The organism is Streptomyces sp. NA04227 (assembly GCF_013364195.1).
Classification (GTDB): domain Bacteria; phylum Actinomycetota; class Actinomycetes; order Streptomycetales; family Streptomycetaceae; genus Streptomyces.
Window position 1 is genome coordinate 7,416,767 of sequence record NZ_CP054918.1, and the last position, 21,818, is coordinate 7,438,584.

A 21,818-nucleotide genomic window follows, 5' to 3' on the forward strand; every position below is an offset into this window, starting at 1 on the left:
CGTCAGCAGACGTCGTCCAGCGCCTGCGCCAGGTCCCGCTCGATGTCGGCGAAGAGATGCTCCTCGCCGAAGGGCACCAGCGCGGAGGTCAGGTCCAGGAAGCCGCGCAGCTGCTGGGTGGGTATGTGCACCACGGCGATCCCCTCCGCGCCGTGGAACTCCAGGACGGTACGGCCCGGTCCGTAAGGGCGAACCCGTACGTCGCCCTCGCCCGCGGCCCGTTCGATGCCCTCTGCCAGGAGTTCGCGTCCGAAGGTCCAGCACACGTCCTCACCGCGCAGGGCCGCGTGCGCGGGGAAGGCCATCCGTACGGCGAACGGGTCCCAGCCGTCGAAGTGCAGGGTCGCCGGGATGACCGGGACGCGAGGGGCGGCGGCGATCAGTCGCACCTCGACGGCGTGCGAGACAGAGGACAACTCCTGCTCCTTGAGGGGCCGGGGCGCGTGAGGGTAGGGCGCGGGGATGGGGGCGGACATCCTGTGAGATGCGCGAGGGGCTGAATGCGTGCACTCCCGGCCGGGGTGACGTCCGTCACATTCGGGGGCTGTGCCTCCGGTCTTGATCACCGCCCGGGGCGCCCGGGTGGTGCCGCCCTCGCTGCTCCCGGACGTCAACCGCCAACGGCGCGCCTAGGCTTGGCCCATCATGACGTGCATTCCGCCGCCCGGCGACTGGCCGGTCACCGAGTCCCAAGCCCGCGCCGTACAGGACGAGTTGCGCGCCCGTGTGATCCTCACCGAGGCGGGCCCGGCGCCCGGTGCCGGACATGTGACGGGTCTGGACGTCGCCTACGACGACGCGCGCGACCTGGTCGTGGCCGCGGCCGTGGTCCTGGACGCGGCGAGCCTCAAGGTGGTGGCCGAGGCGACGGCGGTGGGGCGGGTCAGCTTCCCGTACGTGCCCGGACTGCTCGCCTTCCGTGAACTGCCCACGGTGCTGGCCGTGTTGGCCCGACTGCCCGTCGAGCCCGGTCTGCTGGTGTGCGACGGCTACGGGCTGGCCCACCCGCGGCGGTTCGGTCTGGCCTGCCATCTGGGCGTGCTCACCGGGCTGCCCACCATCGGGGTCGCCAAGAACCCGTTCACCTTCAGCTACCGCGAGCCGGGGCAGGAGCGCGGGGCGGCGGCGCCACTGACCGACGGCGCCGAGGAGGTCGGCCGGGCGCTGCGCACCCGCACCGCCACCAAGCCGGTCTTCGTCTCCGTCGGCCACCGCACCGATCTGGACACCGCCTGCGCCCACGTCCTCGCCCTCACCCCGCGCTACCGGCTGCCGGAGTCCACCCGGCGCGCGGACGCGCTGTGCCGCCAGGCCCTGAAGGCCGCACAGGCGGGCAATCAGGAGGAATTCCAGGGGAGTTGAGGTGCGCCGCGCCAGGAGATGAGGCCCGCTCAGCCGGAGCCGGAGCCGGAGCCGGAGCCGGAGCCGGAGCCCGAGCCGGAGCAGGAGGACGGGGCCCGGTCGCGCCGGAACCGGGAGACGAGGCCCCGGCGCGCCCGGTGGTGAGGTTCCGTCAGCGGACCGCCGCCACTCGGAAGACCATCCCGGCCCGCCGCAGCCGCTCGATCAGGGCGTCGCCCATGGCCACCGCGGTGGTGACCTGACCCGAGGTCTCGGGCAGGTCGTCGAAGACGAGCGCGAGCGCCGCCTCGGCCATCATCTTGGCCGTCTCGTCGTAGCCGGGGTCGCCGCCCGCGACCTCGGTGTAGACCCGTCGGCCGCCGCCTTCGCCGACGAAGCGCACCGAGAAGGTGCTGCGGGCCCGGCGCTCCTCGCTGGGGCCCTCGCCGGGCTTGATCCGCTCGGAGAGCGCGCGTCGCGCGGGCGGGATCTGCGCCGCGACGAACACCCCGGCGACCAGGCCGACGAGGCCGCCCACGGTGGCCAGCCGACGTACGCCCGCGTAGTGGCGGTAGCGGAAGTCGGGGCCGTAGCGCTCAAGCGCGCGGGCCGAGCGCTGCACGATCTGGGGGTCGATGGTGGGCAGCGGCAGCGCCCAGGCGTCGACCTCCTTGGCGTAGCGGAAGGTACCGATGGGCGCGTACGCGCGGCGGTTGGCCGGGCGCGGCTCGTGCTGACCGCGCTCGCGGGCGACCGCGAGTACCTGCCGACCGCGGGCGAAGGCGGTCATCGCCGAGGCGAAGGTGCCGCCGGAGAACTGGGCGTTGGTCTGCACGTAGCCGTCGACGCGCAGCGGCACGTCCTCGGGCAGCTGCTGGACGGTGAAGTACGCGCCCAGGTCGTGCGGCACCGAGTCGAAGCCGCAGGCGTGCACGAGACGGGCGCCGGTCTCGCGCGCCCGCGCGTCGTTCTTCAGGTACATCAGGTCCACGAACTCGGGCTCGCCGGTCAGGTCGACGTAGTCGGTCCCGGCGTCCGCGCAGGCGGCGACGAGTTCCTGGCCGTAGGTGATGTACGGACCCACGGTGGTGGCCACCACCCGGGCCGAGGTGGCGAGTTCACGCAGGCTGTCCGGTTCGTTGACGTCGGCCCGCAGGACCGCGGGCCCGTCGCCCGTGGGGGAGAGGCCGAGCAGACGCTCGCGCAGGTCCTCCAGCTTCTTCGTGCTGCGTCCCGCGATCGCCCAGCGCAGCCCCTCGGGCGCGTGGACGGCGAGGTACTCGGCGGTCAGCCGTCCGACGAAGCCCGTGGCACCGAACAGCACGATGTCGTACGTGCGCTCGGCTCGTTCGGTCCTGCTCTGCGCTGCCATGACACCCCTTGGTGAGTCGAATGGGCGGAGTACGAGTGTGCACCAAGAGGCTCGGAGGGTGTGTGCCGGGGCGGTGCGCGCGTGCCTTGCGCGCGGTGCCCGCGCCGGCGCGCTCGAACCTTTGGTCTGTCACTCGAACGGCAGGTCCCCAACCGGTAGTTGAAGTCGTTATGGAGGCATGTATGGCGAAATGCCTCCGTTGGAAAGCGGAGATCGAACTCGACGTTGTACCTGTCACGCGGCAGCGCCGGAACCTCGCCCCTCGCGGGCCGCGTCAAAGAACAACAGCGCACGTCAGTCGGGGACTTCCCCGTATCTGACCGACCTTCTCGTTGCGCTGAATCACCTGCAAGCGGACTTCGAGGAGCGCTTCGCGGCCATTGAGCACGCTGCCCGCAGCGGCCTCCATGAGGCGCCATCAGAACCTTCGGTGCTCTGAGCACTGACCAACCCCCGACGCCGGAGGGCGAATTCAAGGTGTCGTGGCAACACCGCTGGTCATGCGGCTGTTGTGAGGAGCTTAGCGAGGCGCTCGGCTGGGGTTTCCCAGCCGAGCGTTTTGCGTGGACGGCCGTTGAGTTCGGTGGCGACGGCGTCCAGGCGCTCACGGCTGTGCCGGGACAGGTCGGTGCCCTTCGGGAAGTACTGCCGCAGCAGCCCGTTCGTGTTCTCGTTCGATCCGCGCTGCCAGGGGCTGGAGGGCTCGCAGAAGTAGACCGGCATGCCCGTGGCCATGGAGAACTGGTGGTGCAGGCCCATCTCCGAGCCCTGGTCCCAGGTCAGCGACCGCCGCAGGTGGGCCGGGAGCGTGCTGACCGTGTCGATCAGCGCGTCGCGGACGGTGAGGGTGTCGCGGTTGCCGGGCAAGTGGACCAGCATCACGTAGCGGGTGGTCCGCTCGACCAGCGTGCCGATCGCGGAGCCGTTGTCCTTGCCGATGATCAAGTCTCCCTCCCAGTGGCCGGGAACGGCCCGGTCCTCGACCTCAGCCGGCCTGTCGCTGATCATCACCATCGGCGCCGGAAAGCGCGGAATCCGCTGGTCGGGACGGCGTTGAGGCTTGCGCAGGGTTCGGCCGGTGCGCAGTGCCTTCGTGAGCTCACGGCGCAGCTCGCCCCGGCCCTGGACGTAGAGCGCCTGGTAGATCGTCTCGTGCGACACGTGCATCTCCGGCTGGTCGGGGAAGTGCAGGCGCAGGCTCCGGCTGATCTGCTCGGGACTCCACTTCAGCCCCAGCCACGACTGGATGGTGTCACGCAGCAGCAGACACGCAGCGATCTTCCCGCCCTTGGGGCGGGGCCGCCTGGCCCGTGCCCGGGCGTGCGCGGCGTGTGGCCGGTACTGGCCGTTCACGGGGTGCCGATTGCGGCGGATCTCCCGGCTGATGGTCGAGGGGCTGCGGCCCAGCTCGGCCGCGATGGCACGGACAGTGGCCTTCTCCCGCAGCCGGTCGGCGATGTGTATCCGCTCGTCCTCACCGAGATACCGGGAGTCCCCGCGGACCTCGATCAGCCGCGTCTTCGCGGTCCTGACGGCACGGACCGCGACCGAGGGCGCATCTTTCGCCTTCGGCCGCGGTCTCTTCACCCGGCCCTTCGGCCGTCCGTACCGCCACTCCCTGCCAGTCCGATCGTGGACCCCCACGATCCGGCAGGCCTGCGCGTTGCCCATTCCTTGATCCACAAGGGAAAGGTAGAGCTCACGCTCTTTCAGGAGCTTCCTGGGCCCCTGCGGCCGACGGTCCTCCCTGACATCGAAGTCCACTGCAACTCCCTACGGACGGGTGTTGCAACGACCTCTTGAACTGAAGATCGCCGGGGGTTTCGTCATGCCCGCCGGCCTTCGGGCAGGCCCTCACGTGCGACGGAGTCGGTCCCGGCGGCCCGGCTTCCGCCCCTGGCGCGGCCCCGGAAAACTTACTGAGCGCTTGCTCGCGAAGGGCTTGTGCGGTGGCGTCCGGGTTCATAACATCAACAGTGTTACATCGATGGTGTCACATTGCTGAGGGGTGTGGAGAACAGTGGCAGAGCCGCCCGGACAAGGCCCGCTCGCGGGTGTGCGTGTGGTCGAGCTGGCCGGGATAGGGCCCGGTCCGTTCGCAGCGATGCTCCTGGCCGACCTGGGGGCGGACGTCGTACGTGTCGAACGCCCCCGCGGCGGTATCGGCATCGATCCGAAGTTCGACGTCACCAACCGCAACAAGCGCTCCGTGGCCCTCGACCTCAAGGCCGCGGACGGCCCCGCCACCGTGCTCGACCTGGTGCAGCGCGCCGACATCCTGATCGAGGGCTACCGCCCGGGGGTGGCCGAGCGGCTCGGCGTCGGCCCCGAGGAGTGCCTCGCCCGCAACCCGCGCCTCGTCTACGGACGGATGACCGGCTGGGGACAGGACGGGCCGCTGGCCGACCGGGCCGGACACGACCTCGGCTACATCGCCATCACCGGCACCCTCGGCATGATCGGCAAGCCGGACGAGGCACCGGCCATCCCCGTGAACCTGCTCGGCGACTTCGCGGGCGGCTCCCTCTACCTGGTGGTCGGCCTGCTCGCCGCCCTCCAGCACGCCCGCACCACCGGCACCGGCCAGGTCGTCGACGCCGCCATCGTGGACGGCGCCGCCCATCTGGCGTCCATGATCCACGGCATGGCCGCGGCCGGAGTCTGGCAGGACCGGCGCGGGGTGAACCTGCTCGACGGCGGTGCGCCCTTCTACGGGATCTACGAGACCTCCGACGGGCAGTACATGGCCGTGGGTGCCCTGGAGCCCCAGTTCTACGCGGAGTTCGGCGAGCTCCTCGGCCTGGGTGAGGAGGCCGCGGCCCGGGACGACTTCGGGCGCTGGGACAGCCTGCGCGAGTCGATCGCGGCACGCTTCAGGACCCGTACCCGGACGGAGTGGACCGAGGTGTTCGAGAAGTCGGACGCCTGCGTGGCGCCGGTACTCTCGATGTCCGAGGCGCCCGCACACCCGCATCTGAGCGCGCGGGGGACCTTCGTGGAGCACGAGGGCATCACCCAGGCCGCGCCCGCGCCGCGCTTCTCGGCCACCCCCGCCACCGTACGCAGCGGCCCGGCCCGGCCGGGCGCCGCGAACACCGAGGTCGCCCGCGACTGGGGCGTCCCGCAGCTCGCGAAGGACGCGGGCTGATGTCCGCCCCCGGCCCCGCCACCCGCCGGAGCCTGCCGCACCACGCGTGCCCGGGTGCCCCGCACCCTTCCCGCGGGCGCACGCCTCGCCGGGCTCACCGAAACCGTCCAGGACCGGCGGCGCAGTACACCGGCCGCCCGCACAGGAGGACCCCTTGAAGCGCGTGATCTTCGAGCCCGAGCACGAGGCGTTCCGCGAGACGGTGCGCACCTTCCTCGCCAAGGAGGTGCTGCCGCACTACGAACAGTGGGAGAAGGACGGCATCGTCTCCCGCGAGGCATGGCTGGCCGCGGGCCGTCAGGGGCTGCTGGGCCTGGCCGTGCCCGAGGAGTACGGCGGCGGCGGGATGGCCGACTTCCGCTACAGCGCGGTCCTCGCCGAGGAGTTCACCAAGGCCGGGGCGGCCGGACTGGCCATCGGGCTGCACAACGACATCATCGGCCCGTACCTGACCTCGCTGGCCACCGACGAGCAGAAGCGCCGCTGGCTGCCCGGGTTCTGCTCGGGCGAGATCATCACGGCCATCGCCATGACCGAGCCGGGCGCCGGATCCGACCTCCAGGGCATCCGCACCACCGCGGAGGACCACGGCGACCACTGGGTGCTGAACGGTTCCAAGACCTTCATCTCCAACGGGATCCTCTCCGACCTCGTCGTGGTGGTCGCCAGGACCACCCCCGAGGGCGGCGCGCACGGTCTGTCCCTGATCGTCGTCGAGCGCGGCATGGAGGGCTTCGAGCGGGGCCGCAACCTCGACAAGATCGGCCAGAAGTCGCAGGACACCGCCGAGTTGTTCTTCAACGACGTGCGGGTGCCCAAGGAGAACCTGCTCGGCGAGCTCAACGGCGCGTTCCTGCACCTGATGACCAACCTCGCTCAGGAACGGCTCGCCATCGCGATGGCGGCGATCACCGCGTCCGAGCACCTGGTCGACATCACCACCACGTACATCAAGGAGCGCGAGGCCTTCGGCCGCCCGCTGGCCAAGTTCCAGCACATCCGCTTCGAGATAGCCGAGATGGCCACCGAGTGCGCGGTCACCCGGGCCTACCTCGACCGCTGCATCACCGAGCACTCCGACGGCGCCCTCGACGCGGTCAACGCCTCGATGGCCAAGTGGTGGTCGACCGAACTGCAAAAGCGTGTCGCCGACCGGTGCCTGCAACTGCACGGCGGGTACGGCTACATGACCGAGTATCCGGTGGCCAGGGCCTTCACCGACGGCCGGATCCAGACGATCTACGGCGGCACCACGGAGATCATGAAGGAGATCATCGGCCGTTCGCTGCTGAACTGAGCCGGCCGCCCCGACGGGCACCGGCTCACCCCGAACTCAACCCTCGTACGTACGAAAGGCTGCTGTCTTGACCACCGAAGCGTATGTCTACGACGCGATCCGCACCCCGCGCGGCCGCGGCAAGGCCAACGGAGCCCTGCACGGAACCAAGCCGATCGACCTGGTCGTCGGGCTCATCAAGGAGCTGCGCACCCGATTCCCGAACCTGGACCCGGCGGCCATCGACGACATCGTGCTCGGTGTCGTCAGCCCGATCGGCGAGCAGGGTTCGGACATCGCCCGTATCGCCGCCATCGCGGCCGGGCTGCCCGACACGGTCGCCGGTGTGCAGGAGAACAGGTTCTGCGCCTCCGGCCTGGAGGCGGTCAACATGGCCGCCGCGAAGGTGCGTTCGGGCTGGGAGAGCCTGGTCCTCGCCGGCGGCGTCGAGTCGATGTCGCGGGTCGCGATGGGCTCCGACGGCGGTGCCTGGTTCGGCGACCCGATGACCAACCTGGAGACCAACTTCGTCCCGCAGGGCATCGGCGCCGACCTCATCGCCACGATCGGCGGCTGGACCCGCGCCGACGTCGACGAGTTCGCCGCGCTCTCCCAGGAGCGTGCCGCGACCGCGCAGAAGGAGGGCCGCTTCGACCGGTCCGTCGTGCCCGTGCTCGACCGCACCGGACTGACCGTCCTGGACCGCGACGAGTACCTGCGTCCCGGCACCACCGCCGAGACCCTCGCCAAGCTCAAGCCCTCCTTCGCCGACATCGGCGAGCTCGGCGGCTTCGACGCGGTGGCGCTGCAGAACTACCACTGGGTCGAGAAGATCGACCACGTCCACCACGCGGGCAACTCCTCGGGCATCGTGGACGGTGCCTCGCTCGTGGCGATCGGCAACAAGGAGGTCGGCGAGCGCTACGGCCTGACCCCGCGCGCCCGTATCGTCGCCGCGGCCGTCTCCGGCTCCGAGCCGACCATCATGCTCACCGGCCCCGCGCCCGCCAGCCGCAAGGCGCTCGCGCTCGCCGGGCTCACGATCGACGACATCGACCTGATCGAGATGAACGAAGCCTTCGCCGCGGTCGCGCTGCGCTTCGTCCGCGACATGGGCACCACGATCGACAAGGTCAACGTCAACGGCGGCGCCATCGCGCTCGGCCACCCGCTGGGCGCCACCGGCGCCATGCTGCTCGGCACCGTCATCGACGAACTGGAGCGGCAGGACAAGCGCTTCGGCCTGGTCACGCTGTGCGTCGGCGGTGGCATGGGCATCGCCACCATCGTCGAGCGTCTCTGACCCCGTCCCGTCCCTTCCGGATCCGCAAACGGAGAATCCTTCATGACCGAGAGCACCACCATCCGCTGGGAACAGGACGAGACCGGCGTCGTCACCCTCGTTCTCGACGACCCCGACCAGTCCGCGAACACCATGAACGCGGCCTTCCGCACCTCCCTGACGGCGATCGCCGACCGTCTGGAGGCCGAGAAGGAGTCCGTGCGGGGCGTCATCTTCACCTCCGCCAAGAAGACCTTCTTCGCGGGCGGCGACCTGCGCGACCTGATCCAGGTCACCCCCGAGACGGCCCAGCTCGTCTACGAGGGCGGCCTGGAGATCAAGCGCGACCTGCGCCGCATCGAGACCCTCGGCGTCCCGGTCGTCGCGGCCATCAACGGCGCGGCCCTGGGCGGCGGTTACGAGATCGCGCTGGCCTGTCACCACCGGGTCGCCCTCGACGCCTCCGGCTCCAAGATCGGCCTGCCCGAGGTCACCCTCGGCCTGCTGCCCGGCGGCGGTGGCGTGGTGCGTACGGTGCGCCTGCTCGGCATCGCCGACGCGCTCCTGAAGGTGCTGGTCCAGGGCACCCAGTACAACCCGAAGCGCGCCCTCGACAACGGTCTGGTGCACGAGCTCGCCGCGACCCCCGAGGAACTGATCGCCAAGGCCCGCGCCTTCGTCGACGCCAACCCCGAGTCGGCGCAGCCCTGGGACAAGCCCGGCTACAAGATCCCCGGCGGCACCCCGAAGAACCCGTCCTTCGCGGCCAACCTGCCGGCCTTCCCGGCCAACCTGCGCAAGCAGACCGCGGGCGCCAACTACCCGGCCGTGCGCAACATCCTGGCCGCCGCGGTCGAGGGCACCCTGGTCGACTTCGCGACCGCCGAGAAGATCGAGGCCCGCTACTTCGTGGAGCTGGCCGCCGGTCAGGTCTCGAAGAACATGATCCAGGCCTTCTTCTTCGACCTCCAGGCCGTCAACTCCGGTGCGAACCGCCCGAAGGACATCGACAAGAGCGAGGTCCGCAAGGTCGCCGTGCTCGGCGCGGGCATGATGGGCGCGGGCATCGCGTACTCCTGCGCACGGGCCGGTATCGAGGTCGTCCTCAAGGACGTCAGCGCCGAGGCCGCCGCCAAGGGCAAGGCGTACTCGGAGGGCCTGTGCGCCAAGGCCGTCGCCAAGGGCCGCACCACGCAGGAGAAGGCGGACGCGCTGCTCGCCCGGATCACGCCGACCGCCGAGGCGGCCGACCTCGCGGGCTGCGACGCGGTGATCGAGGCGGTCTTCGAGAGTACCGAGCTCAAGCACAAGGTGTTCCAGGAGATCCAGGACGTCGTCGCTCCCGACGCGCTGCTGTGCTCCAACACCTCCACGCTGCCGATCACCGGCCTCGCCGAGGGTGTGAAGCGGCAGGAGGACTTCATCGGCCTGCACTTCTTCTCGCCGGTCGACAAGATGCCGCTGGTCGAGATCATCAAGGGCGAGCGCACCGGCGACGAGGCGCTGGCCCGCGCCTTCGACCTGGTCCGCCAGATCAGCAAGACGCCGATCGTCGTCAACGACTCGCGCGGCTTCTTCACCTCGCGCGTCATCGGCCACTTCATCAACGAGGGTGTGTCGATGGTCGGCGAGGGCATCGAGCCCGCCTCCGTCGAGCAGGCCGCGGCCCAGGCCGGTTACCCGGCCAAGGTCCTGTCCCTGATGGACGAGCTGACCCTGACCCTGCCGCGCAAGATCCGCCTGGAGACCAAGGCGGCCATCGAGGCGGAGGGCGGCACCTGGATCGTGCACCCCGCCGAGCAGGTCATCGACCGCATGGTGGAGGAGTTCGAGCGCCCGGGACGCAGCGGCGGCGCCGGGTTCTACGACTACGAGGACGGCAAGCGCACCGCCCTGTGGCCGGGCCTGCGCGAGCACTTCACCAAGCCGGGCCACGAGATCCCGTTCAAGGACATGCAGGAGCGCATGCTCTTCTCCGAGGCGCTGGACACCGTCCGGCTCATCGAGGAGGGCGTGCTGACCTCGGTCGCCGACGCCAACATCGGTTCGATCATGGGCATCGGCTTCCCGGCCTGGACCGGCGGTGTGCTCCAGTACATCAACGGTTACGAGGGCGGTCTGCCCGGCTTCGTGGCCCGGGCCCGTGAGCTGGCCGCGACCTACGGCGAGCGCTTCGAGCCGACCGCGCTGCTGGTGGAGAAGGCCGAGAAGGGCGAGAAGTTCAGCGACGCCTGACGGTCACGCCCGACGGTGTGCTGCCCGACGGCCGACGCCTGACGGCCCCCGTAACGCCGGACGCCCCCGGTCGTACCGCATCAGCGGCGCGACCGGGGGCGTGGTGGCGTTCTGCGGGTGTCTGGGGCCGCCGCTCGGCGCGCGGGCGTCGGCGCCCCCGCCCGTCAGTCCTTGGTGAGCCAGCCCCGGATCTCCTCGCGCATGGACCGCTGGAAGGCGGTCAGCATGGCTTGGACGATCAGCGGCTGCATATGGGCGGAGAGGGACTTCATCGCGGCGGTGTGCTCCTGCTCGGAGGCGCCCTCGCGTCCGGCGTCCCAGACCTCCTCGCGGAACAGCCGGGACAGCTCCTGCGCGACCGCACGGGTGTGCTCGATCAGTACGGTCTGCGCCGCGAGGATGGTCTCGATGGGAATGGGGACGTCGACCATCTCCACGCCGAGCCTGAGCAGCCCGGGGTCGGAGTCAAAGACCTCCGGGTCGTCGGTGCGGCGGATGATGTTCATCGCGACGAGCCGTTCCAGGTCCGTCGCGGACAGCCCCCGCCCGGCCCGCTTGCGCAGCTCCGCCACGTCGACCCGCTCGGTGCTCTCCGGCGTCCAGGAGGAGACCAGCGCCCGGTGGATGGCCAGATCGTGGGCACTCAGGTCCTCGGGAAGCTGTTCCAGGTAACGTTCGATCCCGGCCAGCGTCATTCCCTGGTGCTGCAATTCCTCGATGAGCGCGAGCCGCGAGAGATGCGCGGGCCCGTAGTGACCGACCCGGCGCGGACCGATGACCGGGGGCGGCAGCAGTCCGCGGGTGCTGTAGAAGCGGATCGTCCGGACCGTCACGCCCGCGCGCGCCGCCAGCTCGTCGACCGTGAGCACGGGCTCCGCGGTGTCGCTCGTCATGGCTGGCTCCTCGGTTCGGGCTGGGTACTTCCCCTGCTGGTTCAACAGTATTGCTGTCTCACCAGAGTTGTGAAAGTCGCGGGCGCGTAATTCCCGGGGAGCGGGCGTCATTACCCCTCTGTGGGGTTCCCGTACAGACCCTGCTCAATATGTGAGATATCCGTCGATGTGATCTGGCGCACCGCGTGATCGGGCAGGTGGGGGTGAGAGTGGCCGACGGTCCGTGCCGCACACCCTTCGGCATGGACCGTGGCACATCAGGACACCGGAGAACCTCCGCGTACCAGAGAGTGGAACCACCCCTGTGAGCAAGGAAGCCCTCGACACGGCTGTGCCCGTGTCCCGGACGGACGCTGCCGCCACGCCCCACGACGCGGGCGATGCCGGTTACAGCAAGGACCTCAAGGCCCGGCACGTCAACATGATCGCCATCGGCGGCGCGATCGGCACCGGACTCTTCCTCGGCGCCGGCGGCCGTATGCACGACGCCGGTCCCGCCCTCGCCATCGCCTACCTGGTCTGCGGAATCTTCGCCTTCTTCGTGGTGCGCGCCCTCGGTGAGCTGGTCCTGTACCGGCCCTCCTCGGGCTCCTTCGTCTCGTACGCGCGGGAGTTCCTCGGTGAGAAGGGGGCATACGTCGCCGGGTGGATGTACTTCGTCAACTGGTCCACCACCGGTATCGCCGACATCACCGCGATCGCGCTCTACACGCACTACTGGAGCCTGTTCACGGACATCCCGCAGTGGACGCTGGCCCTGATCGCGCTGGCCGTGGTGCTCGCGCTCAACCTCATCTCGGTGAAGATCTTCGGCGAGATGGAGTTCTGGTTCGCGATCATCAAGGTGGCCGCGCTCGTCGCCTTCATGTTCATCGGCATCTTCCTGCTGATGACCCAGCACGAGGTGGGCGGCCAGACCCCTGGCCTGCACGTCATCACCGACAACGGCGGTCTGATGCCGCACGGCGTTTTGCCGGTCGTCCTGGTGATGCAGGGCGTCGTCTTCGCCTACGCCTCGCTGGAGCTGGTGGGCGTCGCGGCGGGCGAGACCGCCGAACCGCAGAAGGTCGTGCCGCGCGCGGTGAACTCGATCATGTGGCGCGTGGGCCTGTTCTACGTCGGCTCCGTCGTCCTGCTCGCCCTGCTGCTGCCCGGCTCGATGTACTCGGCCGACCAGAGCCCGTTCGTGACGGTCCTGTCCAAGATCGGCGTGCCGGCGGCCGGTGACGTGATGAACCTGGTCGTCCTGACCGCGGCCATGTCCAGCCTCAACTCGGGCCTGTACTCCACCGGCCGCATCCTGCGCTCGATGGCCATGGCGGGCTCGGCCCCGAAGTTCACCGCCCGGATGAACCGCAGCCAGGTGCCCTACGGCGGCATCATGCTGACCTCGGCCGTGTGCGTCCTCGGCGTCGGGCTGAACTACCTGGTGCCGGGCCAGGCGTTCGAGATCGTGCTGAACATCGCCTCGCTCGGCATCATCAGCACCTGGGTGATCATCATGATCTGTCACCTGGCCTTCGTCCGGCGGTCCAAGCAGGGCCTGGTCACCCGGCCGACGTTCCGGCTCTGGGGCAGCCCGGTCACCGAGATCGTCACCATCGCCTTCCTGCTCTCCGTGCTCGGCCTGATGTGGAAGGACCCGGAGGTGGGCCGCAAGACCCTCTACCTGATCCCGATCATCTCCGCGGCCCTGGTCGCGGGCTGGTACGCCATCCGGCGCCGGACCAGGAACTCGCTCGAGACCTGATCCGTCCTCGCGACGTCGACCGTGCGGCCGGACCCTCGGGGGGTCGGGCCGCACGGTCGTTCTCGGGTGCCGCGGGTCAGCCGCGGGGTCCCGGCTTCGCGGGATCCCAGGGCAGCGGCTCCAGCGGACGGCTCTGGGCCCAGGCCGGGCCGAGGTCGTCCAGGGTGTAACCGAAGGGGTACGAGCGCACCCGGACACGCGCGGGCCGTGACTCCGGCCGCGCCGGTCCGAGCCGTACCAGCAGCGCCCGCGCGCGCAGGGCACCGGCCACGAGACGGCGCGTGCGGCGGGGCTGCTCGGGGTAGCCCAGCGCCTCAAGCAGCGGCCGGTCGAGCAGCGCCAGCAGGACCCGGGCGACCAGTGGGCGCAGGAGAGCCGGGTACCAGGCCGCCACGGTGCGGAAAGTGGCGCCCGCCACCCGGTGGTTGGCGGGGTCGTAGGCGTACCTCGCCCGCTCGTAGTCGTCGTGGAACTTCTCGAAATCCGCGTAGCGGGCCGGCACGTTCTCGATGCCCATCATGCGTCCCGTCGTCGCCGCGCTGACCGCCAGTGCCTCCCTCTCGACCTCGCACAGCGGCCGCCAGCCGAACCGGTCGATCCAGCGCTTGGGCCCGACGATCGTGGTGGCCAGGACGTAGAGGAAGTCCTCGTTGGGGATGCGGTACCGGGCGTGGATGCGGTTGAGGTGCCGCACCGCCGCCCGGCTCCGCTGCGATCCGGGACCCTCCTCGGTCATCTCGTAGCCGAAGAGCAGGGTGTCGTCGTAGCGCTTCTGCCCGGCCTTCTCGAACTCCTGGGTGCGGTCGAGGAGTTGGGAGATTCGGGGGACACCGAAGTCGCGCAGGAAGGCGACCGAGACACCCTGGCGGTAGTCCCAGGGGAATTCGTACTGGGTGATCCAGCGGGTGATCTGTGCGTGGTCGCGCTCTGGGTCCATGCGGCGGATGGCGCGCAGTCGGCTGTAGCGGCCCACGGGGGTCCTCCTCGGCGGGTGCACGGGCTCGGGCTGCCGGGCCGCGCTCTTCCGTGCGCCGACGTCCGGACGCACAACTCCCTTTCCATACGCACCTCTTGGGGCCCGGCGGGGCGGATCGCTCCGGCGAGATGCAACACTGACGATGAATCTGTTTCATTGTTGCGTCAAGGGGTTCGGACCGAACCGGGCGTGGGCTAGGGTCGGGCACCTGTCCGGGGCGGCTCGCGGGGCGAGAGGGGTGGCGGCGCATGACGCGTACACATGTGGGGCGGCCCGTGCGGGCGGCGGGCCGCAGGCCCGAGACGGACGAGGTCACCGAGCGCGTCCTGGACGCCGCGCGCGAGCAGTTGATCCGCTTCGGACTGCGGCGCACCACGGTCGACGACGTCGCCCGCGCGGCCGGGATCGCACGGGTCACCGTCTACCGCCGGGTCGGCAACAAGGAGGCCGTGGTCTCGGCCTGTCTGCTGCGCGAGTACCGCCGTTTCGTCGAGGACCTGGACGCGGCGATGGGTCCGTTGCCGTCGGTCCAGGAGCGGGTGACCGAGGGCTTCGTGGCCGTCCTGCGGCACATCCGTGAGCACGAACTCATCGGCGGCATGCTGGAGTCGGAGCCCGAGACCCTGCTGCCGTACCTCACCGTCGACGGCGGCCCCGTCCTGCGGGCGATGCGCGACTACGTCGCCCGGCGCCTGGACGAGGAACGCCGCGCCGAGGGCCTGCCGGTCGGCGGCGCCACCGCGGTGGCCGAGCTGATGGTCCGTATCACCGTGTCGTTCCTGCTGAATCCGGAGACCTGCTTCGACCTGGACAGCGAGGAGGGCGCGCGGGCCTTCGCCCGCCGCTATCTGGTTCCCCTGCTCGCGAGTTGAGGGCAGCCCGTGCCGCACGGTGTGCGCAGGGTGCCGAAAAGGCCGTGGCCCCCGGTCGGAACCGGAGGCCACGGATGTCGTACGGGGCGGGGATCAGTGCTTGCCGCAGGCGCACTTGCCGCCGTGGCCGTGCAGCTCGTGCACCGCCTCGATCTGCTTCCAGCCCTTGGGTGCCTCGATGGGGGCACCGGAGCGCAGGGACAGACCGGCCGCCTTCGCCTTGGACTTCTCCGGCCGGGTGGGCTGGAACAGCCAGGTGTCGAAGAGCTCGTCGAGCTGCTTGCCGGAGACCTTCTCCGCGTACGCGACGAATTCCGGGATCCGGGCGTTGCCGTGGGCGCGCTCGGTGGGCCAGCCCTTGAGGATCTCGAAGAAGGCCTTGTCGCCGACCTCGTTGCGCAGCGCCTGCACGGTCAGCGCGCCGCGGTCGTACACCGCGCCGTCGAACTGCTTGTCCGGGCCCGGGTCGCCCGGCTTGACCGTCCAGAACTCGTCGTCGGCCGGGTAGGAGTCGTAGACGTAGTCCGCGATCTCCTGGGTGGTGCCCTCGCCCTGGGCCTCCGACCACAGCCACTGCGCGTAGCTGGCGAAGCCCTCGTTCAGCCAGATGTCCGACCAGGCGCCGAGCGAGACGCTGTCGCCGTACCACTGGTGGGCCAGCTCGTGCACCACGACGGAGACGTTCGAGCCCTTGGCGAACTGCTTGGGGCTGTAGAACGGCCGGGTCTGCGTCTCCAGCGCGAAGCCGCTCTTCACGTTCGGTACGTAGCCGCCGAGCGCGTTGAACGGGTAGGGGCCGAAGTACTGCTCCAGGAACTCCGCCGCCTCGCCGGTGCGCTCGATGCTGGCCCGCGCCGCGCCCGCGTTCTCACCGAGGTCCTTGCTGTACGCGTTGACGATGGGCAGGCCGCTGGACGTCTTGCCGGTGGTGATGTCGAACTTGCCGACCGCCAGCGTGGTCAGGTACGAGGCCTGCGGCTTGGGGGAGCGCCAGCTGTAGCGCGTCCACCCGGCCTTCGAACTCGTCGACTGCAACGTGCCGTTGGAGATCGCCTGAGTGCCGTCGGGGACCGAGACGGAGACGTCGTAGCTGGCCTTGTCCAGCGGGTGGTCGTTCGAGGGGAACCACCAGGCCGCGGACTCCGGCTCCTGCGCGGCGACTGCGCCGTCCGGCGTGCGCACCCAGGCGGTCCAGTCGTTGATCTTCACGGTGGACGGCTTGTCGGCGTAGCGCACGACGACGGTCAGGGGCGTGTCCTTGGGCAGGCCCTGGGCCGGAGTGATCTCCAGCTCCTGCTGACCGGTCTTCTTGAACCGCGCCTTCTCACCGTTGACGCGGACGTCGGTGACCTTCAGCGCGAAGTCCAGATTGAACCGGGACAGGTCCTGCTTGGTGGTCGCGAGGATCGTCGCGGTGCCCTCGAGCAGGTCGGTCTTCGGCTGGTACTTGAGCCTCAGGTCGTAGTGCGAAACGTCATACCCGCCGTTGCCGGCGGCGGGGTAGTACGAGTCGCCGATGCTCGGAGCCCCGGGGGTGTAGTCGGCCGCCGACGCGGGGAGCGCCAGCAGCAGACCGGTGGCGAGGACGCCCGGGACGAGGAGTCTGCGGTGCACGAATTCTCCAAGTGGTGGGGGACACAAGATGTGTTGGAGCATATTCAGCCCCCCTGTCCCTGTCGTGTCTACGGTCTCGTGCGCCACAGGACTGACATCGGGCCGACATCTCCGCGCGTTGCTTCCGGTATTTCCGCGCTGTACGGCCGCCGCACGGCTATCGAACAGCTTGTACGAACTGGCTGGAATTGCTTGGAGGTATCGGGGTAGGCGCCGGACATCGGCCCGCTCCATGCCGTTGACCGATCGGTCGAATGGGTGGCTTATGGCCCGCTATGTGGTATGCCGAAACAAGTGAAACAGCTGAATACGTAACGAACTCGGACAAACAACAGCACATGACTAAAAAGTATGAAAGGTGCCGCCCGTGAGGCAGGACGACAAAGGAGCGGACGAGGGCGCGACCGCGGATCTCACCGGAGGCCGTGGTGACCCCCTGACACCCGCCCAGGGACGCCCGGTCACCGACCGGATCGTCTTCGGTGTCTCGGCGGTACTGACCCTCGGCTTCGTGGTGTGGGGCTGGCTCGCCACCGACAACCTGGAGAGCGTCTCCGGGAAGATGCTCGACGGCCTGGTGAAGAACGGCGGTTGGGCATTCATGCTCGTCGCCTCCTGCTTCGTCGTCTTCGCGCTCTGGCTCGCGGCCAGCCGCTACGGCAGGATCCGGCTCGGCAAGGAGGGCGAACAGCCCGAGTTCCGTACCGTGTCCTGGGTCGCGATGATGTTCAGCGCGGGCATGGGCATCGGCCTGATGTTCTACGGCGTGAGCGAACCGCTGTCGCACTACAACTCCCCGCCACCGGGCACCGATCCGGCCACCTCGGCGGACAAGATGCAGACGTCGATGGCCACCACGCTCTTCCACTGGACGCTGCACCCCTGGGCGATCTACGCGGTGGCCGGACTCGCCATCGCCTACAGCACCTTCCGGCGGCGGCGCCGCCAGACCATCAGCGCGGTGTTCGCCCCGCTGATCGGCGAGCGCCACGCCAACGGCGCGGCCGGGCGGGTCATCGACATCCTCGCCATCTTCGCCACCCTCTTCGGCTCGGCCGCCTCGCTGGGCCTCGGCGCCCTGCAGATCGGCTCCGGCATAGAGGTTCTGGACTGGAAGAGCGACGTCGGTACGGGCCTGCTCGTGCTGATCATCGCGGTGCTCACCGCGGCCTTCGTGCTCTCCGCCGTCTCCGGTGTGGAGAAGGGCATCCAGTGGCTGTCGAACACCAACATGGTGCTCGCGCTCATCCTGGCCCTCTTCGTGTTCATCGCCGGGCCGACCATCATCGTGCTCGACATGCTGCCGACCTCCGTCTTTTCCTACCTCGGTGACCTGCCCGAGCTGGCCGGGCGCACCGACGCCACCGGTGGCAAGGACGTCGCCGACTGGCTGGGCAGCTGGACGGTCTTCTACTGGGCCTGGTGGATCTCCTGGACGCCGTTCGTCGGCATGTTCATCGCGAGGATCAGCCGGGGCCGCACCATCCGGCAGTTCGTCGGCGGCGTGATCCTGGTGCCCAGCACGGTCAGCCTGGTCTGGTTCGCCATCTTCGGCAGCACCGCGATGAAGCTCCAGGAGCGCGGCGAACTCGCCGACGCCACCACGCCCGAGGGCCAGCTCTTCGACGTGCTCGAGCAGTTCCCGATCGCCACCGTGAGCAGCCTCCTGGTGATGGTCCTCGTCGGTATCTTCTTCGTCTCCGGAGCCGACGCCGCCTCGATCGTGATGGGCACCCTCTCCCAGAAGGGCGCCCTGGAACCCGGCCGGATGGTCGTGGTGTTCTGGGGTGTGGTGACCGGCGCGGTCGCCGCGATCATGCTGCTGATCGGCGACGGTCAGGGCGATGCCCTGCAAGGCCTGCAGAATCTGACGATTCTCGCGGCGGCGCCGTTCGTCCTGGTGATGATCGGGATGTGCGTCGCGCTCATGCGCGATCTGCGGCGCGACCCGCTGATCGTGCGCGGCAAGATGGGCATGGAGGCGGTCGGCGCGGCCGTGGTCCAGGGGCACACCAAGTACGACGGCGAGTTCGAGATCCGGGTCGGCCCCGGTTCCGGACCGCAGGTCGAGGGCGACCCGATCGGTCCCGGCCACGGCACCGAGACCGTGAAGGACGCGGTCGACAAGGTCTGACCCCGCACGATCCCGTACGACCCGTACGAACACCGGTGCCCGCCCCGCTCCCGAGCATGGCGGGCACCGTCGTTCACCCGGCGTCCGTCACCAGATCCGCCGCCTCCCGCGCACAGCCCCAGGCGACGGTCACCCCGGCGCCGCCGTGCCCGTAGTGATGCACCAGGAGCGAGCCGTCCGCCCGCCGCTCGGCCTCGATGCGTACGGCGCTCCGCGCGGGCCGCAGTCCCACCCGGTGCCCGAGGATCCGGGCCCCGGCGATCTCCGGCCGCACCCGGGCGCAGCGCCGTACGATCGCCGCCGCGATGGCCGGGTCGGGCTCGGTGGACCAGGCGTCCTCCTCCGCGGTGCCGCCGAGCACCAGCCGGTCCGGGTGCGGGAAGAAGTACGCCGGCGCCGCGGAGTGGCCCTCGGTCGCCACGTACCAGGTGTCGATGCCCGGGTTCTCCACCAGGACCAACTGCCCCCGCACCGGCCGCACCGAGGGATCCGGTACGAGCGAGCGGGCGCCGAGTCCCGTGCAGTTGACCACCACCGGCGCCCGGGCGCTCGCCTCGTCGAGCGCCCGCACCTCGCGCCGCTCGACGGTGCCACCCGCCTCGGCGAGACGATCGGTCAGCCACCGCAGATGCACCGGCATGTCGACGAGCGGCAGCCGCGCCCACAGTCCGCCGCCCGGACACTCCTCCTCGCGCGCGGCCCGCAGTCCGGGCACCTCGCGCGACCATGCGCCCAGCGCCCCGGGCCGCACGCCCTCGTGCACACCGGGCACCATCCGTACACCGGTCTCCTCAGGCCGCCCGGCCAGCCGCACATACTCCGCCAGCGACTCCAACGACCAGGGACCGGCCCGCTCCTCGGGTTCGATGCGGTACGGCCACCACAGGGCACCGGCCACGGCGGAGGTGGTCTCCTCGGCCGGTTCTCTGGTCCAGACGCGCACGCGGTATCCGCGCCGGGCGAGAGTGAGGGCGGTGGTCAGCCCGATGACTCCGCTGCCCACGACGACGACCTCAGTGTCCATCCGGGGATCGTACGGGTGGGCGGCGCCCGCCGGACCTTCGCGTACGCGCGCCTTCGGCGTGGGGCCGGTCGCCGGACCAGGGGGCCCCGCGACCTCGTTAGGATGGCCAGCTGATGACTGCGACTCTCGTTGCCAAGGAACTGGCCGCCGGGCACGGCGACCGCTCGCTCTTCGCCGGTCTCGACCTGGTCGTGGCACCCGGCGAGGTGATCGGTCTCGTCGGCGCCAACGGGGCGGGCAAATCAACCCTGTTGAGGCTGCTCGCCGGACTGGACGCCCCCCAGGAGGGCCGGATCGGCCTCTCGCCGCCCACCGCCACCGTCGGGCACCTGCCGCAGGAACCCGAGCGCAGGCCGGGCGAGAGCGTGGCGGGGTTCCTGGCCCGCCGTACCGGAGTGGCCGAAGCGCAGCGCCTGATGGACGAGGCCGCCGAGGCGCTGGCGGTCTCCGCGCCGGGCGCCGACGACGCCTACGCGAACGCCCTGGAGCGCTGGCTGGCCCTGGGCGGCGCCGACCTGGAAGATCGGTCGGCGGAAGTGGCCGCCTCGCTCGGGCTCGCGGTGAGCCTGGAACAGCCGATGACCTCGCTCTCCGGCGGCCAGGCCGCCCGGGCCTCGCTCGCCTCGCTGCTGCTCTCCCGCTACGACGTCTTCCTCCTCGACGAGCCCACCAACGACCTCGACCTGGATGGACTCGAACGCCTGGAACGCTTCGTCACCGGGCTGCGCGCCGGGACCGTTCTGGTCAGCCACGACCGCGAGTTCCTCGCCCGCACGGTGACCAAGGTCCTCGAACTCGACCTCGCCCAGCGGCAGATCAACCTCTACGGCGGTGGCTACGAGTCCTACCTCGAAGAACGCGAGCGCGCCCGGCTGCACGCCCGCGAGGAGTTCGAGGAGTACGCCGACAAGAAGGCCGCCCTCCAGGACCGTGCGCACACGCAGCGGTCATGGATGGACAAGGGTGTGAAAAACGCTCGGCGCAAGGCGACCGACAACGACAAGCTCGGGCGCAAGTTCCGGTCCGAGGCCAGCGAGAAGCAGGCGGCCAAGGCGCGGCAGACCCAGCGCATGATCGAGCGGCTCGACGTCGTCGAGGAACCGCGCAAGGAGTGGGAGCTGCGGATGCACATCGCCTCCGCCCCTCGCTCCGGAGCCGTGGTGGCCACCTTGCGCGAGGCCGAAGTACGCCGTGGGGACTTCGCGTTCGGTCCGGTGAGCCTGCAGGTCGACTGGGCCGACCGGATCGCGGTAACCGGAGCCAACGGCGCGGGCAAGTCCACCCTGCTCGCCGCGCTGCTCGGGCGCCTCCCGCTCGACGCGGGTCACGCCACCCTGGGCGCCTCCGTGGTGGTCGGCGAGGTGGACCAGGCGCGCCAGCTCTTCTACGGTCCCGCCCCGCTGCTCGACGCCTTCCGGGAGACGGTGCCCGACCAGGACCCGGCCGAAGTACGCACCCTGCTCGCCAAGTTCGGGCTCGGCGCCGACCACGTACTGCGGCAGGCGTCCTCCCTGTCACCCGGCGAGCGGACGCGTGCGGCGCTCGCCCTGCTCCAGGCCAGGGGCGTCAACCTGCTGGTGCTCGACGAGCCGACCAACCACCTCGACCTGCCCGCCATCGAACAGCTCGAATCCGCCCTGGACTCCTACCGCGGCACTCTCCTGCTCGTCACCCACGACCGCCGGATGCTCGACGCCGTACAGCTCACGCGGCGTATCGAGGTGGCGGACGGGAAGATCACGGAGGTCTGAGCGGGGCGGACGGTCCGGTCCTTGGTTGTCCGGTCCTCGAAGAAGAGACCGGGAAGCGAGGAGCCGGACTTCGAGAGAACAGGCTTCGAGAAAGCGGACTTCGAGAAGCCGGACAACGAAGGGCCGGGCGTCATCGCTTCGCGACGCCCG

The 21,818-nt window shown here is 70.1% G+C and carries 16 protein-coding genes; 9 read left to right on the forward strand and 7 right to left on the reverse strand.

Annotated features, from left to right (window positions below; genetic code table 11):
* Positions 1 to 2: 2 nt before the first annotated feature.
* Positions 3 to 416, reverse strand: a complete 414-nt coding sequence (locus HUT18_RS31195; RefSeq protein ID WP_176103853.1) for an SsgA family sporulation/cell division regulator — start codon at positions 414 to 416, stop codon at positions 3 to 5.
* 229 nt (positions 417 to 645) lie between these two features.
* Here HUT18_RS31195 and HUT18_RS31200 point away from each other — a divergent pair, with 229 nt between their 5' ends.
* Positions 646 to 1,362 carry an endonuclease V gene (locus HUT18_RS31200; protein WP_176103854.1) on the forward strand — a complete coding sequence of 239 codons (717 nt, stop codon included), beginning with the start codon at positions 646 to 648 and terminating at the stop codon, positions 1,360 to 1,362.
* A 151-nt stretch (positions 1,363 to 1,513) separates the two neighbouring features.
* On the opposite strand, the gene HUT18_RS31205 is transcribed toward HUT18_RS31200, so the two are convergent.
* Both HUT18_RS31205 and HUT18_RS31210 read right to left on the reverse strand, forming a co-directional pair.
* Positions 1,514 to 2,713: a trans-acting enoyl reductase family protein gene (locus HUT18_RS31205; RefSeq protein ID WP_176103855.1), complete on the reverse strand. Its 1,200-nt coding sequence runs from the start codon at positions 2,711 to 2,713 to the stop codon at positions 1,514 to 1,516.
* A 498-nt stretch (positions 2,714 to 3,211) separates the two neighbouring features.
* Complete coding sequence (locus HUT18_RS31210; protein WP_254878889.1) at positions 3,212 to 4,477, reverse strand: IS30 family transposase; 1,266 nt, start codon at positions 4,475 to 4,477, stop codon at positions 3,212 to 3,214.
* A 256-nt stretch (positions 4,478 to 4,733) separates the two neighbouring features.
* Here HUT18_RS31210 and HUT18_RS31215 point away from each other — a divergent pair, with 256 nt between their 5' ends.
* The 4 genes from HUT18_RS31215 to HUT18_RS31230 all read left to right on the forward strand — a co-directional run bounded on the left by HUT18_RS31215 (position 4,734) and on the right by HUT18_RS31230 (position 10,654).
* Positions 4,734 to 5,861, forward strand: coding sequence for a CaiB/BaiF CoA-transferase family protein (locus HUT18_RS31215; RefSeq protein ID WP_254878890.1), 1,128 nt, complete (start codon positions 4,734 to 4,736; stop codon positions 5,859 to 5,861).
* A 154-nt stretch (positions 5,862 to 6,015) separates the two neighbouring features.
* A complete protein-coding gene (locus tag HUT18_RS31220) occupies positions 6,016 to 7,158 on the forward strand; it encodes an acyl-CoA dehydrogenase family protein (protein WP_176103856.1) in 1,143 nt (380 codons plus the stop codon).
* A gap of 67 nt (positions 7,159 to 7,225) precedes the next feature.
* Complete coding sequence (locus HUT18_RS31225; protein ID WP_176103857.1) at positions 7,226 to 8,440, forward strand: acetyl-CoA C-acetyltransferase; 1,215 nt, start codon at positions 7,226 to 7,228, stop codon at positions 8,438 to 8,440.
* Between the two features lie 42 nt (positions 8,441 to 8,482).
* Positions 8,483 to 10,654: a 3-hydroxyacyl-CoA dehydrogenase NAD-binding domain-containing protein gene (locus HUT18_RS31230; protein ID WP_176103858.1), complete on the forward strand. Its 2,172-nt coding sequence runs from the start codon at positions 8,483 to 8,485 to the stop codon at positions 10,652 to 10,654.
* Positions 10,655 to 10,818: 164 nt separating this feature from the next.
* Here the strand turns inward: HUT18_RS31230 and HUT18_RS31235 are convergent, their stop codons facing one another.
* Complete coding sequence (locus HUT18_RS31235; protein WP_176103859.1) at positions 10,819 to 11,547, reverse strand: MerR family transcriptional regulator; 729 nt, start codon at positions 11,545 to 11,547, stop codon at positions 10,819 to 10,821.
* Positions 11,548 to 11,851: 304 nt separating this feature from the next.
* Here HUT18_RS31235 and HUT18_RS31240 point away from each other — a divergent pair, with 304 nt between their 5' ends.
* Positions 11,852 to 13,297 carry an amino acid permease gene (locus HUT18_RS31240; protein WP_176103860.1) on the forward strand — a complete coding sequence of 482 codons (1,446 nt, stop codon included), beginning with the start codon at positions 11,852 to 11,854 and terminating at the stop codon, positions 13,295 to 13,297.
* A 76-nt stretch (positions 13,298 to 13,373) separates the two neighbouring features.
* Here the strand turns inward: HUT18_RS31240 and HUT18_RS31245 are convergent, their stop codons facing one another.
* On the reverse strand, positions 13,374 to 14,270 hold the full coding sequence (locus HUT18_RS31245; protein WP_176103861.1) for an oxygenase MpaB family protein: 897 nt from the start codon (positions 14,268 to 14,270) through the stop codon (positions 13,374 to 13,376).
* A gap of 251 nt (positions 14,271 to 14,521) precedes the next feature.
* Here HUT18_RS31245 and HUT18_RS31250 point away from each other — a divergent pair, with 251 nt between their 5' ends.
* Positions 14,522 to 15,145, forward strand: a complete 624-nt coding sequence (locus HUT18_RS31250; RefSeq protein WP_176103862.1) for a TetR/AcrR family transcriptional regulator — start codon at positions 14,522 to 14,524, stop codon at positions 15,143 to 15,145.
* Between the two features lie 93 nt (positions 15,146 to 15,238).
* On the opposite strand, the gene HUT18_RS31255 is transcribed toward HUT18_RS31250, so the two are convergent.
* A complete protein-coding gene (locus tag HUT18_RS31255; protein WP_176103863.1) occupies positions 15,239 to 16,759 on the reverse strand; it encodes a M1 family metallopeptidase in 1,521 nt (506 codons plus the stop codon).
* A gap of 436 nt (positions 16,760 to 17,195) precedes the next feature.
* Here HUT18_RS31255 and HUT18_RS31260 point away from each other — a divergent pair, with 436 nt between their 5' ends.
* Entirely contained in the window at positions 17,196 to 18,893 is a 1,698-nt protein-coding gene (locus tag HUT18_RS31260; RefSeq protein ID WP_254879121.1) for a BCCT family transporter, read from the forward strand.
* Between the two features lie 73 nt (positions 18,894 to 18,966).
* On the opposite strand, the gene HUT18_RS31265 is transcribed toward HUT18_RS31260, so the two are convergent.
* Positions 18,967 to 19,917, reverse strand: a complete 951-nt coding sequence (locus tag HUT18_RS31265; protein WP_176103865.1) for an FAD-dependent oxidoreductase — start codon at positions 19,915 to 19,917, stop codon at positions 18,967 to 18,969.
* 113 nt (positions 19,918 to 20,030) lie between these two features.
* Here HUT18_RS31265 and HUT18_RS31270 point away from each other — a divergent pair, with 113 nt between their 5' ends.
* Positions 20,031 to 21,668, forward strand: coding sequence for an ABC-F family ATP-binding cassette domain-containing protein (locus HUT18_RS31270; RefSeq protein ID WP_176103866.1), 1,638 nt, complete (start codon positions 20,031 to 20,033; stop codon positions 21,666 to 21,668).
* Positions 21,669 to 21,818 lie beyond the last annotated feature (150 nt).

Bases quoted from the DNA above. Each gene is read 5' to 3' on its own strand.
- HUT18_RS31205 (WP_176103855.1), bottom strand. From the start codon at position 2,713: ATGGCAGCGCAGAGCAGGACCGAACGAGCCGAGCGCACGTACGACATC.
- HUT18_RS31230 (WP_176103858.1), top strand. From the start codon at position 8,483: ATGACCGAGAGCACCACCATCCGCTGGGAACAGGACGAGACCGGCGTC.
- HUT18_RS31270 (WP_176103866.1), top strand. From the start codon at position 20,031: ATGACTGCGACTCTCGTTGCCAAGGAACTGGCCGCCGGGCACGGCGAC.
- HUT18_RS31250 (WP_176103862.1), top strand. From the start codon at position 14,522: ATGACGCGTACACATGTGGGGCGGCCCGTGCGGGCGGCGGGCCGCAGG.
- HUT18_RS31235 (WP_176103859.1), bottom strand. From the start codon at position 11,547: ATGACGAGCGACACCGCGGAGCCCGTGCTCACGGTCGACGAGCTGGCG.
- HUT18_RS31265 (WP_176103865.1), bottom strand. From the start codon at position 19,917: ATGGACACTGAGGTCGTCGTCGTGGGCAGCGGAGTCATCGGGCTGACC.
- HUT18_RS31200 (WP_176103854.1), top strand. From the start codon at position 646: ATGACGTGCATTCCGCCGCCCGGCGACTGGCCGGTCACCGAGTCCCAA.